Annotated in this window: 14 protein-coding genes and 1 tRNA gene; 9 read left to right on the top strand and 6 right to left on the bottom strand. The window is 70.8% G+C overall.

Annotation, left to right across the window (positions count from 1 at the left end; all coding sequences use genetic code 11):
• Window positions 1-117 precede the first annotated feature (117 nt).
• From BM430_RS25770 to BM430_RS25745, 6 genes are all read left to right on the top strand, one after another.
• Window positions 118-969, top strand: coding sequence for a D-amino-acid transaminase (locus tag BM430_RS25770; RefSeq protein WP_093570096.1), 852 nt, complete (start codon window positions 118-120; stop codon window positions 967-969).
• A 203-nt stretch (window positions 970-1,172) separates the two neighbouring features.
• Window positions 1,173-1,454, top strand: coding sequence for a type II toxin-antitoxin system RelE/ParE family toxin (locus tag BM430_RS25765; protein WP_093570095.1), 282 nt, complete (start codon window positions 1,173-1,175; stop codon window positions 1,452-1,454).
• A 46-nt stretch (window positions 1,455-1,500) separates the two neighbouring features.
• A complete protein-coding gene (locus tag BM430_RS25760) occupies window positions 1,501-1,821 on the top strand; it encodes a HigA family addiction module antitoxin (RefSeq protein ID WP_093570094.1) in 321 nt (106 codons plus the stop codon).
• Between the two features lie 95 nt (window positions 1,822-1,916).
• Window positions 1,917-2,279: a hypothetical protein gene (locus BM430_RS25755; protein ID WP_093570093.1), complete on the top strand. Its 363-nt coding sequence runs from the start codon at window positions 1,917-1,919 to the stop codon at window positions 2,277-2,279.
• Window positions 2,280-2,445: 166 nt separating this feature from the next.
• On the top strand, window positions 2,446-3,738 hold the full coding sequence (locus BM430_RS25750) for an adenylosuccinate synthase (protein ID WP_093570092.1): 1,293 nt from the start codon (window positions 2,446-2,448) through the stop codon (window positions 3,736-3,738).
• A gap of 91 nt (window positions 3,739-3,829) precedes the next feature.
• Entirely contained in the window at window positions 3,830-5,164 is a 1,335-nt protein-coding gene (locus BM430_RS25745) for a histidine kinase (protein ID WP_093570091.1), read from the top strand.
• Between the two features lie 64 nt (window positions 5,165-5,228).
• On the opposite strand, the gene BM430_RS25740 is transcribed toward BM430_RS25745, so the two are convergent.
• Window positions 5,229-6,920 carry a methyl-accepting chemotaxis protein gene (locus BM430_RS25740; protein ID WP_093570090.1) on the bottom strand — a complete coding sequence of 564 codons (1,692 nt, stop codon included), beginning with the start codon at window positions 6,918-6,920 and terminating at the stop codon, window positions 5,229-5,231.
• Between the two features lie 334 nt (window positions 6,921-7,254).
• On the opposite strand from BM430_RS25740, the gene BM430_RS25735 reads away from it, so the two are divergent.
• Window positions 7,255-8,187 (top strand): AEC family transporter, encoded by a 933-nt coding sequence (locus tag BM430_RS25735; RefSeq protein ID WP_093570089.1) that lies wholly within the window; start codon window positions 7,255-7,257, stop codon window positions 8,185-8,187.
• Between the two features lie 114 nt (window positions 8,188-8,301).
• On the opposite strand, the gene rpoH is transcribed toward BM430_RS25735, so the two are convergent.
• Together rpoH and BM430_RS25725 are read right to left on the bottom strand one after the other, a co-directional pair.
• Window positions 8,302-9,192, bottom strand: a complete 891-nt coding sequence (gene rpoH / locus BM430_RS25730; protein ID WP_048447606.1) for an RNA polymerase sigma factor RpoH — start codon at window positions 9,190-9,192, stop codon at window positions 8,302-8,304.
• A 338-nt stretch (window positions 9,193-9,530) separates the two neighbouring features.
• Entirely contained in the window at window positions 9,531-10,562 is a 1,032-nt protein-coding gene (locus BM430_RS25725; RefSeq protein WP_093570088.1) for an RluA family pseudouridine synthase, read from the bottom strand.
• Between the two features lie 61 nt (window positions 10,563-10,623).
• Here BM430_RS25725 and BM430_RS25720 point away from each other — a divergent pair.
• Window positions 10,624-10,699, top strand: a tRNA-Glu gene (locus BM430_RS25720).
• A gap of 32 nt (window positions 10,700-10,731) precedes the next feature.
• Here the strand turns inward: BM430_RS25720 and BM430_RS25715 are convergent.
• From BM430_RS25715 to BM430_RS25705, 3 genes are all read right to left on the bottom strand, one after another.
• Entirely contained in the window at window positions 10,732-11,196 is a 465-nt protein-coding gene (locus BM430_RS25715) for a hypothetical protein (protein ID WP_093570087.1), read from the bottom strand.
• A 278-nt stretch (window positions 11,197-11,474) separates the two neighbouring features.
• Window positions 11,475-12,155: a 3-oxo-tetronate 4-phosphate decarboxylase gene (locus BM430_RS25710; RefSeq protein WP_093570086.1), complete on the bottom strand. Its 681-nt coding sequence runs from the start codon at window positions 12,153-12,155 to the stop codon at window positions 11,475-11,477.
• Complete coding sequence (locus tag BM430_RS25705) at window positions 12,152-13,198, bottom strand: LacI family DNA-binding transcriptional regulator (protein WP_093570085.1); 1,047 nt, start codon at window positions 13,196-13,198, stop codon at window positions 12,152-12,154. Before BM430_RS25705 ends, BM430_RS25710 begins: the two co-directional genes overlap by 4 nt.
• A 133-nt stretch (window positions 13,199-13,331) precedes the next feature.
• Here BM430_RS25705 and ltnD point away from each other — a divergent pair, with 133 nt between their 5' ends.
• Window positions 13,332-14,312: an L-threonate dehydrogenase gene (gene ltnD / locus BM430_RS25700; protein ID WP_143132132.1), complete on the top strand. Its 981-nt coding sequence runs from the start codon at window positions 13,332-13,334 to the stop codon at window positions 14,310-14,312.
• Window positions 14,313-14,439: the final 127 nt, after the last annotated feature.

Genomic DNA, 14,439 nt, shown 5'->3' with positions numbered 1-14,439 from the left:
ACGGCGCTTGCGGGGCGGGGCGGCCGGAATCGCGCTTGCGGCCGGGCTCCGGCTGGTGCTTCAAGAGCCTCTTGTCCGGCCCGGCCGCGTGATCGGTCCCGCGAGAGGAAGACCCGCATGTCCCGCATCGTCTACGTCAACGGCCGCTTCGTGCCCTTCGAGGAGGCGACGATCCCGATCATGGACCGCGGGTTCCTGTTCGCCGACGGCATCTACGAGGTGAGCGCGGTGCTGAACGGCAAGCTCGTCGACAACGAGGCCCACCTCGCCCGGCTCGACCGCTCGCTGGCTGAGATCGGCATCCGCAATCCTCATTCGATCGCCGAGTGGACCAAGCTCGAGGAAGAGCTGGTCACCCGCAACGATCTCAAGGAAGGCCTCATCTACATGGAGGTCACCCGCGGGGTGGCCGAGCGCGACTTCGCCTTCCCGCCCGAGGGCACGCCGCCGACGGTGGTGATGTTCACGCAGGCCAAGACCGTCTCGGCGAACCCGCTGGCCGAGCGCGGCGCCAAGATCATCACCGTCGAGGACCTGCGCTGGAAGCGCCGGGACATCAAGTCGGTGGCGCTGCTGGCCCAAGTCCTGGCGAAGCAGCAGGCCGCCGCCGCCGGCGTCGCGGAAGCGTGGATGCACGAGGACGGCTTCGTGACCGAGGGCGGATCCTCGACCGCCTTCATCATCACGGAGGATAACCGCATCGTCACCCGCCCGCTCTCGACGGCGCTTCTTCCGGGCATCACCCGCCGGGCGGTGATGCGGCTCGCCGAGGAGAACGGCCTGAGCGTGGAGGAGCGCGCCTTCACGGTCGAGGAGGCGCTGGCCGCGTCCGAGGCGTTCTTCACCTCGGCCTCCGCCTTCGTGATGCCGGTGATCGAGATCGACGGCACCCGCGTCGGCGGCGGCCAGCCCGGCCCGATGACCCGCCGCCTGCGCGGCCTCTACCTGGAGATGGCGGCGAACGGCTGAGGCTTGGTCTGCCGGCCGTAGACGGCCGGTCTCCGGATCGAAGCTGATCGCCCCGGGAATGCCCGAGACACCACCGGGCATTTCTAACGCAGGGCATCGGCGCAGACGCGGATCGCGGCAGTATTGGTATCGCTCATAGATACGTTTCGCTTGACCGACACGTATCATTGTGCGATACTAATCATCGCCTAGGAGGCCGCCTAGTGATTCGTAGCTTCGCCGATGACCGGACGCGAGACGTTTTCGAAGGGCGGCGGCCAAGAGGGATACCGGCTCACCTTCTCAAGACGGCCCGGCGTAAGCTCAACTACCTGGATGCGGCGACCTCGTTCGACGCCTTGAAGGTTCCTCCGGGCAACAAGTTGCACCCGCTGCTCGACGAGCGAGTCGGGCAACACGCCATCTGGATCAATGACCAGTTCCGATTGTGCTTTCGTTGGACAGCCATCGGACCGGAAGACGTGGAGATCGTGGACTATCACTGACGACCACCGTTCTGGGCAGCGCCCTACTCCTTCGGAGGCAAGCGGCATGAGCACCGAGCACGAGACCGACACCCTCCTGCCGCCGATGCACCCTGGCGAGGTGCTGCGGGAAGAGTTCATGGTGCCGCTGAACTTGACGGCCTACGCCATCGCGAAGGCGTGCCGCGTGCCGCGCACGCGGATCGAGCGCATCGCCCGCGAGGAGATCGGCATCACCGCCGACACGGCCCTGCGGCTCGGGCGCTACTTCGGGATGGACCCACAAGTGTGGGTGAACCTTCAGAGCCGTTTCGACCTTCTGACGGCCCGCGACGCGATCGGTGCGGAGATGGACGCGATCCGCCCCCTGGAGCGGGAAGCCGCCTAGAGCCTGCGGCGGCAGCGGCTAAAGCCAAGCGGGGCCGGAACTGACGGGGGCCGGCCCTGTTTCCCCCAGGAGACCCAACTCTTGGGAGAACCCGAATGTCCAAGCTGACGCGCGGCGGGCTGGCCGTGCTGGCGATCGTCGCCGGCGCCACCGCCGCCCTCGCCCAGTCGCCCGAGGTGCCCCTGCAGGGCCGCACCCGCGACCCGAACCTGCCGCCGCTGAACCAGACCATCCCCGAGAAGGTCCGGCCTGGCGACGCGACCTCGAACGCCGACAAGTCCGACACCACCGGCTCGACGCTCAGCGACAAGCTCCAGCGATCGGACGGCGTGATCAAGCCGCCGGCCACCGGCGCCCCGGACATGGCGGTGACGCCGCCGGAGCCGACCCCGAACTCGACCCCGGTGATCAAGCCGGGCGAGCTGCCGGGCCAGGGTCCGAACACCCAGGCCAAGTAAGGCGCATCCGGCCGGCGAACTTCGGCGCATCTCCCGGGCCCAGCTTGATTTCCCGGCCGGGATCGCCGAAGAGCGCACACGCGTGACACCATCCGCAGCCGATCAGCCCCGCGCCTTCCATGCGCCGGGGCTTTTCGCGCGGCGGGCAGGGACGGGTATTTTAGATATGGCGAACGTCGTCGTCGTGGGCGCCCAGTGGGGCGACGAGGGCAAGGGCAAGATCGTCGACTGGCTCTCCGAGCAGGCCGACGTCGTGGTGCGCTTCCAGGGCGGGCACAATGCCGGCCACACCCTCGTGATCGACGGCGTGACCTACAAGCTGTCGCTCCTGCCCTCGGGCGTGGTGCGCGGCGGCACGCTCTCGGTCATCGGCAACGGCGTCGTGGTCGATCCCTGGCACCTCGTCGAGGAAATCGCCAAGATCGGCCAGCAGGGCGTGGCGATCACGCCCGAGAACCTGCGCATCGCCGACAACGCGACCCTGATCCTGCCGCTGCACCGCGAGCTCGACCATTTCCGCGAGACCTCGAACGCGGTGCTGAAGATCGGCACCACCAAGCGCGGCATCGGCCCGGCCTACGAGGACAAGGTCGGCCGCCGGGCGATTCGCGTCGTCGACCTCGCCGATGCCGAGATGCTCGACGCCAAGATCTCGCGCCTGCTCGCCCATCACAACGCCCTGCGCCGGGGCCTCGGCATCGACGAGATCGACGGCGCGGCGCTGAAGGCCGAGCTCCTCGCCATCGCCCCGAAGATCCTGCCCTTCGCCGACACGGTGTGGTCGCTCCTCGACGACGCGCGACGCTCCGGCAAGCGCATCCTGTTCGAGGGCGCGCAAGGCGCCCTCCTCGACGTCGACCACGGCACCTATCCCTACGTGACCTCCTCGAACATCGTGGCGGCGCAGGCGGCGACGGGGTCGGGCCTCGGCCCGGGGGCGATCGGTTACGTGCTCGGCATCGTCAAGGCCTACACCACCCGGGTCGGCGAGGGTCCGTTCCCGACCGAGCTGACCGACGCGATCGGCGAGCGCATCGGCGAGCGGGGCCGCGAGTTCGGCGTCGTCACCGGGCGCAAGCGCCGCTGCGGCTGGTTCGACGCCGCCCTGGTGCGCCAGACCGTGCGGACCTCCGGCATCGACGGCATCGCGCTCACCAAGCTCGACATCCTCGACGGCTTCGAGACGATCCAGATCTGCACCGGCTACCGCCTCGACGGCCGCGAGATCGACCACCTGCCGGCGAGCCAGGCCGACCAGGCCCGGGTCGAGCCGATCTACGAGGCCTTCGAGGGCTGGAGCGAGACCACCGCGGGCGGCCGCTCCTGGGCCGACCTGCCGGCCCAGGCGATCAAGTACGTGCGCCGGATCGAGGAGCTGATCGGCGCGCCGGTCGCCCTGCTCTCGACCTCGCCGGAGCGGGACGACACCATCCTGGTCCACAACCCCTTCGAGGATTGAGGGGAATTTGGAGGATTAAGGGGAATCCTCCGCGCATCCGGCGGGCGAAGCTTGACGCCCGCCGCCCCGCACGACAAGGCATGCGGCGACCATGGCCGATTACTATCCCCTGCTCGCCCGCGCCCTCGAGGCCCTGCCCGACCGTTCGCCCGACCTGCGGCACACGGTCTACGAGCGCGCCCGCGCGGCCCTGATCGGCCAGCTCCGCTCCCTCGATCCGCCCCTGTCGGAGGCCGATATCGAGGCGGAGCGGGTCTCCCTCGACCGGGCGATCGCCCGGCTCGAGATCGAGCATGGCGGCCCGCCGGAGCCCGCCCCGCCCGAACCGAATCATGCTCCGGAGCCGTCGCGGGAGCCGCTGGCGGAACCGGCGGTGACGCCCGAGCCTCTCCGCGCCGTTGCCTCCCCTACCCTGCCCCCTGCCCTGCCCGAGCCGTCGCCTCCCGCGGCCCCGGCGCCGCACCACGCCGACGCCCTGCCGGAGGCCGGCCCCCCGGTCGAGCTGAAGCTGCCCCCGGCGCGGGCGCGCACCCCCGATCCCGCGGAGGATCCGGGGACTACCGATCCGGGTCCCCAGCGTCCCCGCCTCGACGTGGTGGCGCCCAAGCGCGACCGCTCGCGGCTGGTGCGCAACGGCATCGTGGCGGCAGTGCTGGCCACCATCGTCGGCGCCATCGCGGTCACCGCCTGGTCCCTGCGCGACAACCCGGCCGCCCTGCCGGCGGGCTTCGCCGAGAACGGCCCCAACCGGCCGGCCGAGAACCAGGATTCGAAATTCGCCGACCGGGTCGGCGGCGAGCGGGCGCCTCAGGCCCCGGCCCCCGCGCCGGCGGCCCCCGCCGCCCCGCAGGGCGGCGCTCCGCGCCCGTCGCCGACGCCCGACATCGCGGTGGCGCAGCGAGGCACCCTCTACGAGGAGAACGGCCCCCAGGGCAGCGCCCCGAAGGCGACGCAGGCCCGGGTGGTGTGGCGCCTCGACGCCGTGAACGGCGGTCAGGGCCAGCCGCTCCAGACCGTGGTGCGCGGCAATGTCGACGTGCCCGACGCGGGCCTGAGCCTGGCGATGGTCCTGCGCCGCAACACCGACGCGACCCTGCCGGCCTCGCACATCCTCGAACTCACCTTCACGGCGACCGATCCGAACCGTACCGTGCGCGACGTCGGCCTGATCCAGTTCAAGGACGACGAGACCGGCCGCGGCTCCCCGGTCTCGGGCCTGCCGGTGCCGGTGCGCGACAACCTGTTCCTGATCGGCCTCTCGAATCTCAAGGCCGACATCGAGCGCAACACCGACCTGCTGCTCAAGCGCAACTGGATCGACCTGCCGATCCGCTACGCCAACGGCAACCGCGCGATCCTGACCTTCGAGAAGGGCAACGCGGGAGAGAAGGTGATGCGGGAGGCGTTCGAGCAGTGGCAACCGTGAGCCGCCGCATCCCGGCCGAGCGGCCGTAAGGCGGCGACACATCCTCCGGCTCGCGCCGTCCGCTTCACGCCGCCCGGATCGTCACGAGGAAGCGTCCGACCTCGGCCGTGAGGTGCTCGGACTGGCGCGACAGCTCCGAGGCCGAGGCCAGCACCTGGGACGCCGCCGCGCCGGTATCCTCCGAGGCCCGCGCCACGCCCGCGATATTGCCGGTCACCTCGGAGGTGCCGCTCGCCGCCTGCGCCACGTTGCGGACGATCTCCTGGGTGGCGGCTCCCTGCTCCTCCACCGCGGCGGCGATCGAGGCCGCGACGGCGTTGATCTCCTGGATCCGCCCGGTGATGGTGCCGATGGCGCCGACCGCGAGGCTCGTCACGCCCTGCACCTGGCCGATGCGCTGGCCGATCTCCTCGGTGGCCTTGGCGGTCTGCGCGGCGAGCTCCTTCACCTCGGCCGCCACCACGGCGAAGCCGCGGCCCGCTTCCCCCGCCCGGGCCGCCTCGATCGTGGCGTTGAGGGCGAGCAGGTTGGTCTGGCCGGCGATCGAGGAGATCAGCCCCACCATGGCGCCGATCTGCTCGGCGGCCTGGCTGAGCTCCTGCACCAGCCGCGAGGTCTGGTCGGCCTCGGCCACCGCGGCCTGGGCGAGACCGGCCGAGCCGGCGACCTGCCGGCCGATCTCCTGCACGGCGTTCCCCAGCTCCTCGGCGGCGGCCGCCACCGTGCCGACATTGGCGGCGGCCTCCTCGGCGGCGGCCGCGACCGTGGTCGACTGGGCCGCCGTCTCGGCCGCCGTCGCGGTCATCTGCTGGGCGGTCGCCTGCAGCTCGGTGGCCGAGGACGAGACGATGCCGACGACGCCGCCCACCGCGCGCTCGAAGGCGTCGGCGAGTTCCACCCTCGCGCGCCTGCGCTCTTTCGCAGCGGCCTCGTCGGCGATGCGCTTGATCTCGGCCTGCTCCGCGGCTTTTCGGGCCACCAGGGCCTTGATGCCCTCGACGGCGCGGCCGACGGCGCCGACCTCGTCGCCGCGGGCCGCCTCCTTGATCTCGGCATCGATCTCGCCGGCGGCCATGCGCTGCAGCACCGCGACGAGACGTCCGAGCGGGCGCGTGATGCCGAACACGGCGATCAGGATCGCCGCCAGGAGACCGGCCGTCATGCCCGCCGCGCTCAAGGCCACCAGGCTGGCGCGGGTGGCGTTGGTCTCGTCGGTGAGGTCGTCCGACCCCTTCTCCATGTAGCGGCGGATGTCCTCGGCGAGCGAGGCGCTCTCGTCGATCATCGCCTTGAAGGTCGGGTCGATCTCCCGGTGCACGAGGTCGATCGCCTCGGCGTTGTGGTTGGTCGAACCGAGGCGGCGCACCTCGATGACGCCCTGCACGAAGCGCTCGATGCGGGCGACCTGCGCGTCGATCCGGGTCTTGAAGGTCGGTGCCTCGCTCCGAAGGTCGGCCAAGGCCTGCGTCAGCACCGGCACCGCGGCCTGGAACCCGGCATCGGCGGCCTTCATCTGGGCGTCTTCGGTCTCGGCGATGATGCGGTAGACCCAGTAATTGAGCGTGAAGGCCAGGCCGTTCACGCGCCGCGCGGTCGCGACGGCCCGCGCCTCCCGCGTGATGAACAGGCTGTAGGCGTCGTCGATGCTCGTCATGCGCGACTGGGCGTACCAGACGCAGCCGGCGACGATGAGGCTGATCGCCACGATGACGCCGACGAGCTTGTGCAGGATCTTGACGTTGGACAGCCGCAGCATGGACCGACTCCGTTGGGGTGATCCTTGGCTACGTCCGCATGGTTAATGGGCACCACACTGTTACCAGGCATTCGCCACATTGCGGCGAGCCGCGACGGATATTACGGTAACGCAACGGCACGTCCGGGGCAGGGACCGGGCGGAAGCGCACCGCGCCGCCTCGCCGAGGCGTCGTCGGGCGGCCCCGTCGAGCCACGCATGGCCGCCCTACCCGGGAGCGGCTGGGAGCGGGCCGTCCCATCGGCTAAGCGAAACCCTTGACTTCCGCATCGCGGGCTCGTTGCGGATCTCTCCGGCCCTCCTCGAAGACACCCCGCCCCGAGACAGCCTCATCATGACCAGCGCCGTCCTGCTGGCCCTCCTGCCGGTCGTCATCCTGACGGTCCTCGGGCTGACCTTGCGCCGCCGCCGCTTCCTCGCGGAAGCCTTCTGGCCGCAGGCCGAGCGCCTCGGCTACTTCGTGCTGCTGCCGAGCCTGTTCTTCCACAGCCTCGCCACGGCGCAGGTCGCGGCGGTGCCGGTCGGCGCGCTCGCCCTCACGCTGATCCTCTCGACCCTGGTCGTGGCGGCCCTCGTCGTCGCCCTGCGGCCCGTCATGCGGATCGACGGGCCGGCCTTCACCTCGGTGTTCCAGGGCAGCGTGCGCTTCAACAACTATGTCGGCGTGACGCTCGCCGCCGGGCTGTTCGGGGCGAAGGGGATCGCGCTCGCGGCGATCTGCAACGCGGCGATCGTGCCGACGGTCAACATCCTGTGCGTGCTGGTCTTCGCTCGCCACGGTGCGGCCCGGCTGACGCCGCGGGGCGTCGCCCGGCAGATCGTCACCAATCCGCTGATCGTGTCGTCGCTGGCGGGCCTCGCCGTCCAGCTCCTCGGCTGGGGCCTGCCGCCGGGGTTGGAGCCGGCGCTTCGCACGCTGGGCGCGGCGTCGCTGCCGATCGGCCTGCTCTGCGTCGGGGCGGCGCTCGACTTCTCTGGCGCGCGGACCTGGATCGGGCCGGTGGCCTCGGCCTCGGCGATGAAGTTCCTGGCGATGCCGGCGGCGACCGTGCTGGTGGCGCACGGCCTCGGGCTGCACGGGCCGGCGCTCACCACGGCCCTGCTGTTCCAGGTGCTGCCGACCGCCTCCTCGGCCTACATCCTCGCCCGCCAGCTCGGCGGCGATGCGCCGCTGATGGCGGGCATCACGGCGGTGCAGACCGTGCTGGCGCTGGTGGCGATGCCCCTGGTGCTGATCGGCCTCTCGATCGTGGTGCCGATGGGGTAGAGCATTGGCCGACGAAGCGGAAACCGGTTCGTCGCAGAAAACGCGGCAAAATCAGAGGCCTAGAGCGCTTCACGATTGCGACGCGATCGTGAAGCGCTCGAATACCGGCCTCCCTCAGGCCGGCACCCCCGCCCGCGGCGCCTCGCGGGTGGCGAGGTTGCGCTTGACCGCGTCCTGCACCTTCTCGAAGGCCCGCACCTCGATCTGCCGCACCCGCTCGCGGGAAACGCCGAACTCGCTCGACAGGTCTTCCAGGGTGATCGGGTCGTCGGCCAGCCGCCGGGCCTCGAAGATCCGGCGCTCGCGCGGGTTGAGCACGCCCAGCGCATCCTTGAGGGCGGCGAGGCGGTTCTGCCCCTCCTCCTCGCGGGCGAGCACGGTCTCCTGGGTCGGGCTGTCGTCGACGAGCCAGTCCTGCCACTCGCCCTCGCCCTCCTCGCGCAACGGGGCGTTGAGCGACGCGTCGCCGCCGAGGCGGCGGTTCATGTCGATCACGTCCTGCTCGGGCACGCCGAGGCGGGTGGCGATCTGCTTGACCTGATCGGGGCGCAGGTCGCCCTCGTCGAGGGCGGAGATGCGGCCCTTGGCCTTGCGCAGGTTGAAGAACAGCTTCTTCTGGTTCGCGGTGGTGCCCATCTTCACGAGCGACCACGAACGCAGGATGTATTCTTGAATCGCCGCCTTGATCCACCACATCGCATAGGTGGCGAGGCGGAAGCCCTTGTCGGGGTCGAAGCGCTTGACGGCCTGCATCAGGCCGACATTGCCCTCGGACACCACCTCGCCGATCGGCAGGCCGTAGCCGCGATAGCCCATGGCGATCTTGGCCACGAGCCGCAGGTGGGAGGTCACGAGCTTGTGGGCGGCGTCACGGTCGCCGTGCTCGCGCCAGCTCTTGGCCAGCATGTACTCTTCCGTCGGCTCCAGCATCGGGAACCGGCGGATCTCGTCGAGGTAGCGCGACAGGCCCCCTTCGTTGGCGAGCACGGGAAGTGCAGCAGCCATTCCAACCTCCTAGAAGCTCCCCGCGAGACATGGGCGAGCGCGAACGACCTCCCGTTGGCCGGCCGTTCGATCTGCCACCATAGCAGAGAGCGGTCCGGCCGGGTAGCGACGGGTGTCGCGACTAACGCGTGAGGCGGCGTTTTGTGTTGCCGTGGCGGTTCGCCGCGTGCGGTGCCACACTGCCGCAGGGTGATTTCGGGCAGGGAGACCTCGCCGGAGGAGACCTGGCGCAGGGTGATCCCGATTCCGCCCCCTCGTCAATGAGACGTGCGGGGCAGGGGTTCTCATCCCGGGTTTCGTGCCGGTTCCCTTGCCGCCAAGGTCCCGCGAAGCCTCTCTCAGGGCGTCAGCGCCGCGATCAGCCGCGCCATGTCGGCCGGCGGCGGGCTCTCGAAGCGGAGCGATTCGCCGGAACGGGGGTGGCGGAAGCCGAGGAGCGCCGCGTGCAGCGCCTGCCGGCCGAGGGCGTCGAGCGCCGCGCGCGCCTCCGGTTCGAGGCGGTTCGCCTTGGTGCGGAACGCCGCCCCGTAGGTGGCGTCCCCGAGGAGCGGGTGGCCGCGATGGGCGAGGTGCACGCGGATCTGGTGGGTGCGCCCGGTCTCGAGCCGGCAGCGCACGAGCCCCACCGCCTCCCGCTCCCCGAGGGCGGCCTCCGTCCGGTAATGGGTAATCGCGTGGCGGCCGCGGCCCTCGCGCACCACCGCGATCTTCTCCCGGTTGCGCTCCGAGCGGGCGAGCGCGGCGTCGATCGTGCCGCTCGCGGGATCCGGCAGGCCCCAGACCAGCGCCAGGTAGGCCCGTTCCAGCGGCCCGGTGCGGCCGTGATCGGCGAATTGCGCCGAGAGGTCCTGGTGGGCGAGGTCGGTCTTGGCCACCACCATCAGGCCGGTCGTGTCCTTGTCGAGGCGGTGGACGATGCCCGGCCGCGCGACTCCGCCGATGCCCGAGAGGCTGGCGCCGCAATGGGCCAGCAGCGCGTTGACCAGCGTGCCGCTGTCGTTGCCGGCGCCCGGATGGACCACGAGCCCGGCCGGCTTGTCGATCACGATCAGGTCGTCGTCCTCGTAGACGACCGCGAGGTCGCGGGCCTCCGGCTCCGGCTCGGCCGGGCGCGGCGGCGGCACCGACACGGCGACGCGCTGGCCGCCCACGACCTTGGCGGAGGGGTCGCCCGCCGGCACATCCTCCAGGGTCACCTGCCCCTCGCGGATCAGCGCCTGCAGGCGGCTGCGCGACAGGTCCGGCCACAGCCGCGCCAGGGCTCGGTCCAGGCGCTCGCTCCCCTCCCCTTCCGGGATCACGCCCTCGCGAAGGTCAGCCTCGCTCAACCCCACCACTCCTGCCGCCTTTCTCGAAAACGTCGCCGGCATACGATTTCGGGCTTGTGCCCGTCCAGGCCCGTCGCTATACCGCCGCCATCCCGCCGGGCCAGCTCCCATCGTCTAGCGGTCTAGGACGTCGCCCTCTCACGGCGAAAACAGGGGTTCGAGTCCCCTTGGGAGCGCCACCGGCCGGAGATTTTTTTCGGGTTTTCGTGCGCTAAGCTGGTTCTTCAGCAGGCAGAAGCTCGAACTCCACATCCTTGGCGTAGAACGCTCCGGTGAGGCCGATCGAGGTGCCGAACGCGACCTCGATGTCGCCTGCGGCGGGTCCCTCGCAGGTCGGCCATTCGGATCGGTCCGGTGTCGCGGGCAGGCGCCTGACAGTCAACTCCGAGATGATGGACACGGCGTCGCCCGTCAGGCTCAGTCCGGTGACGCGGCGCATGCGGATCACCACCTGCGTGTGCCGGTCGAGGATGAAATAGCCGTTCGCATCGGTCTCGTCCGTCATCCGGAACGCCTTGAGCGTGAGCGATGCGTTGCCACCTGCGATGGCGACGCTCTCCAGGGTCGCGTCGTGGAAGCTTGGACAGAACCCGAACCAGTCGATGATGGCCTGACCACCCGGGAGGGACGAGACGAGCGCCTTGTCGGTGGGGTACCACGCGCGATCGTCAGTCATGATTGCAGCGGCTCCGTTGTCTTGGACAGCGTCGAAAACTCACGGCCTGCTTGAGCGACTGCGCCAATCGATCTGCGCGCACGCCGCTATCTCACTATGTCATCCCGGGGCTCGTCGAAGACGAGAACCCGGGATCCATAAACGCCGACCTACCAGAATGAGGTGGAACGCGGCCCGCTCCGTCCTGCATCGTCAGCGGTTATGGATCCCGGGTTCCGCTGCGCGGCCCCGGGATGACATCGAGGATTGCAATTCGGTCGGCCCAATCAAACAGGGGCTCAATGGTCGTGCCCATGCTCCGGCAGCGTCAGCCCGAAATGGCTCACCAGATCCTGCACCTGCGCCGGGGTCAGGTGGCGCGGGTTGAGGTTGCGCAGGAGCAGGTAGAGCTTGGCCGTCTCCTCCAGCTCCTCGGTGGCGAAGACCGCTGCCTCCAGGTCGTCGCCGGCCACCACCGGTCCGTGATTGGCCAGCAGCACCGAGGAATATTGTCCGGCGAGACCCCGGATCGCGTCCGCCACCGCCGGGTCGCCCGGGCGGAAATACGGCACCAGGGCCACCGCGCCGGCCCGCATCAGGCTGTAGGGGGTCAGCGGCGGCAGCACCGCGCGCGGATCGATCTCCGGCAGCATCGAGACCGCGACGGCGTGGGTCGAGTGGAGGTGGACGATCGCCCGCGCCGAGGCCCGGCTGTCGTAGAGGGCGCCGTGGAGCGGGATCTCCTTGGTAGGCTTGTCGCCGGCCAGGAGCCGCCCGTCGCGGTCGAGGCGGGAGATCCGGGCCGGGTCGAGGAAGCCGAGCGAGGCGTTGGTCGGCGTCACCAGCCAGCCGCCGTCGTCGAGGCGCAGCGAGATGTTGCCCGACGAGCCCGGCGTCAGGCCGCGCTCGAACAGCGAGCGGCCGAAGCGGCAGATCGCCTCGCGCAGGGAGGATTCGCTCTTGCCCGATCCAGTCGTCACGCCGTCGCTCCCTCGATCAGCTCGAAGCCGAGATCCACCACCGTCGCCGGCCCCCCGGTGCAGAGGAGCCGGGCCGCCGTCGCGCCGGCCTCGACCCGCGGGGTGCGGATGGTGGCGAGCGGCTGCGGCATCAGCCGGCCGACATCGAGGCCGTTATAGCCGAACAGGGCCAGCCGTCCCGGCACCGACAGGCCGTGGGCGAGGCAGTGGAAATAGCCGCCGAGCGCCATGTCGTCGTTCGAGAAATAGGCCGCGTCGAGGTCCGGCACGCGGGCGAGCAGGGTCTCCAGCCCGTGCCGGCCGGCCTCGACCGAGGACGGGCTCGCCACCCGCTCCTCCGCTGCGAGCGACAGCCCGGCCGCGCTCAATCCCTCGCGAAAGCCGGCGTAGCGCTTGGCGGCGCGCTTATCCTTGGTGAGGTCGTGGCCGATATAGCCGATGCGGCGGTAGCCGCGGCCCGCGAGGTGGCGGGCGCTCGCCTCGCCGGCGGCGCGGTTGGAATAGCCGACCACGATGTCGAGCCCCGGCCCGTCGACGTCGAGGAGCTCGGCCACCCGCACGCCGCTGGCCATGAGCCGCCGCCGCGTGCCCGGATTGTGCTCGAGCCCGGTGACGATCAGCCCGGCCGGGCGCCAGCTGAGCAGCGAGCCGACCACCGCCTCCTCCTTGTCCTGGTCGTAGTCGGTGACCGCGATGACCGACTGGAAGCCCTCCTGCTCCAGGGCCGCGGTCGCGCCGCGCAGGAGGTCCGGGAAGACGATGTTGGTGAGCGACGGGATGACGATGCCGATCAGCCGCGAGCCGGTGGAGGCCAGCGTCCCGGCGATGCGGTTCGGCACGTAGCCGAGGCGCGCCACCGCCGCCTCGACCCGGGCCCGGGTCTTCTCCGAGAACGAGCCGTGGCTGCGCAGGACCCGCGACACCGTGCTCTCGCCGACCCGCGCCTCGCGGGCGACGTCCGCGAGCGTGATCGGGCGCCGGCCGATCCCCTCCCGCAACGTCTCCTCGTCGGCCGCGAAGGCCTCGTTGCCCCCCTCGTCCATCCGCCCTCCCGTCTCACCCGGCACCTTGTCACGGCGGCTCGGGACAGCCACGATGTCACGGTTCCCGGGCCGGCTCAACGGATCCATGATCCGGATTGGCAGCGCTGCCACATCGATGCTAGAGCTTGGGGCGATGGCGCGGCGTCAGATCGCGCAGATCCGGGCCGGTCACGGTCCGCAGGGAGGATACGGCATGAGCGACACCCCCGCCCGCGTCGCGGTGATCGGCCTCGGCTCGATGGGCTACGGCATGGCGCAGGCCCTGCGCCGGGCCGGCCTCGACGTCGCCGGCAGCGACGTCACGCCCGACAACGTGGCGCGTTTCGCCTCCGAGGGCGGCCGCGGTGCCGCCAGCGCGGCGGAGGCGGCAGCGGATGCGGGCATCGTGGTCTGCGTCGTCGTCAACGCCGCCCAGACCGAGGCGGTGCTGTTCGGAGAGGGCGGCGTCGCCGAGGCGATGCCGGCGGGCGCGGTGTTCGTCTCCTGCGCCACGATGGATCCCGAGATCGCCCGCCGCCTCGCCGCCCGGCTCGAGGCCACCGGCCGCCACTATCTCGACGCGCCGATCAGCGGCGGCGCCCAGCGCGCGGCGCAAGGCGAGCTGACGATCCTGGCCTCGGGCAGCGCGGCGGCCTTCGCGCAGGCGAAGCCCGCCCTCGACGCCATGGCGGCCAAGCTCTACGAGCTCGGCGATGCCGCCGGCCAGGGCGCGGCCTTCAAGATGATCAACCAGCTGCTCGCCGGCGTGCACATCGCCGCGGCGAGCGAGGCGATGGCCTTCGCGGCCCGCCAGGGCCTCGACCTGCGGAAGGTCTACGAGGTCATCACGGCGTCTGCCGGCAATTCCTGGATGTTCGAGAACCGGATGCCGCACGTGCTCGACGGCGATTATGCGCCGCGCAGCGCGGTTGACATCTTCGTCAAGGACCTGGGCATCGTGCAGGACATGGCCCGGACCCAGAAGTTCCCGGTGCCGGTGGCGGCCGCCGCGCTCCAGATGTTCCTGATGGCCGCCGGGGCCGGCATGGGCCGCGACGACGACGCCTCGGTGGCGCGGATCTACGCGCAGGTGACCGGGACGGCCCTGCCGGGTGGGGCGGGCTCGGCGTCTTGATACTCACGCGATCGAACTGAAGCCCTCCGCGTCATCCCGGGGCTCGCCGAAGGCGAGAACCCGGGATCCATAAACGCTGACGCCTCAGAAGAGGTCGGACCGCACACCGTTCATCCGGCATCCTCGG

The sequence above is a fragment of the Methylobacterium sp. 174MFSha1.1 genome, assembly GCF_900116815.1.
In the GTDB taxonomy this organism is placed as follows: Bacteria; Pseudomonadota; Alphaproteobacteria; order Rhizobiales; family Beijerinckiaceae; genus Methylobacterium.
The sequence above is the reverse complement of the archived record's forward strand: the minus strand, read 5'-3'. Positions and strand labels throughout refer to the sequence as shown.

What these genes read in the sequence shown, in the direction of transcription:
- rpoH (WP_048447606.1), bottom strand. Translation starts at nt 9,192, where the DNA reads ATGGCTGCTGCACTTCCCGTGCTCGCCAACGAAGGGGGCCTGTCGCGC.
- BM430_RS25740 (WP_093570090.1), bottom strand. Translation starts at nt 6,920, where the DNA reads ATGCTGCGGCTGTCCAACGTCAAGATCCTGCACAAGCTCGTCGGCGTC.
- BM430_RS25745 (WP_093570091.1), top strand. Translation starts at nt 3,830, where the DNA reads ATGGCCGATTACTATCCCCTGCTCGCCCGCGCCCTCGAGGCCCTGCCC.
- ltnD (WP_143132132.1), top strand. Translation starts at nt 13,332, where the DNA reads ATGGCGCGGCGTCAGATCGCGCAGATCCGGGCCGGTCACGGTCCGCAG.
- BM430_RS25735 (WP_093570089.1), top strand. Translation starts at nt 7,255, where the DNA reads ATGACCAGCGCCGTCCTGCTGGCCCTCCTGCCGGTCGTCATCCTGACG.
- BM430_RS25755 (WP_093570093.1), top strand. Translation starts at nt 1,917, where the DNA reads ATGTCCAAGCTGACGCGCGGCGGGCTGGCCGTGCTGGCGATCGTCGCC.
- BM430_RS25760 (WP_093570094.1), top strand. Translation starts at nt 1,501, where the DNA reads ATGAGCACCGAGCACGAGACCGACACCCTCCTGCCGCCGATGCACCCT.
- BM430_RS25705 (WP_093570085.1), bottom strand. Translation starts at nt 13,198, where the DNA reads ATGGACGAGGGGGGCAACGAGGCCTTCGCGGCCGACGAGGAGACGTTG.
- BM430_RS25715 (WP_093570087.1), bottom strand. Translation starts at nt 11,196, where the DNA reads ATGACTGACGATCGCGCGTGGTACCCCACCGACAAGGCGCTCGTCTCG.
- BM430_RS25770 (WP_093570096.1), top strand. Translation starts at nt 118, where the DNA reads ATGTCCCGCATCGTCTACGTCAACGGCCGCTTCGTGCCCTTCGAGGAG.
- BM430_RS25725 (WP_093570088.1), bottom strand. Translation starts at nt 10,562, where the DNA reads ATGCCGGCGACGTTTTCGAGAAAGGCGGCAGGAGTGGTGGGGTTGAGC.
- BM430_RS25750 (WP_093570092.1), top strand. Translation starts at nt 2,446, where the DNA reads ATGGCGAACGTCGTCGTCGTGGGCGCCCAGTGGGGCGACGAGGGCAAG.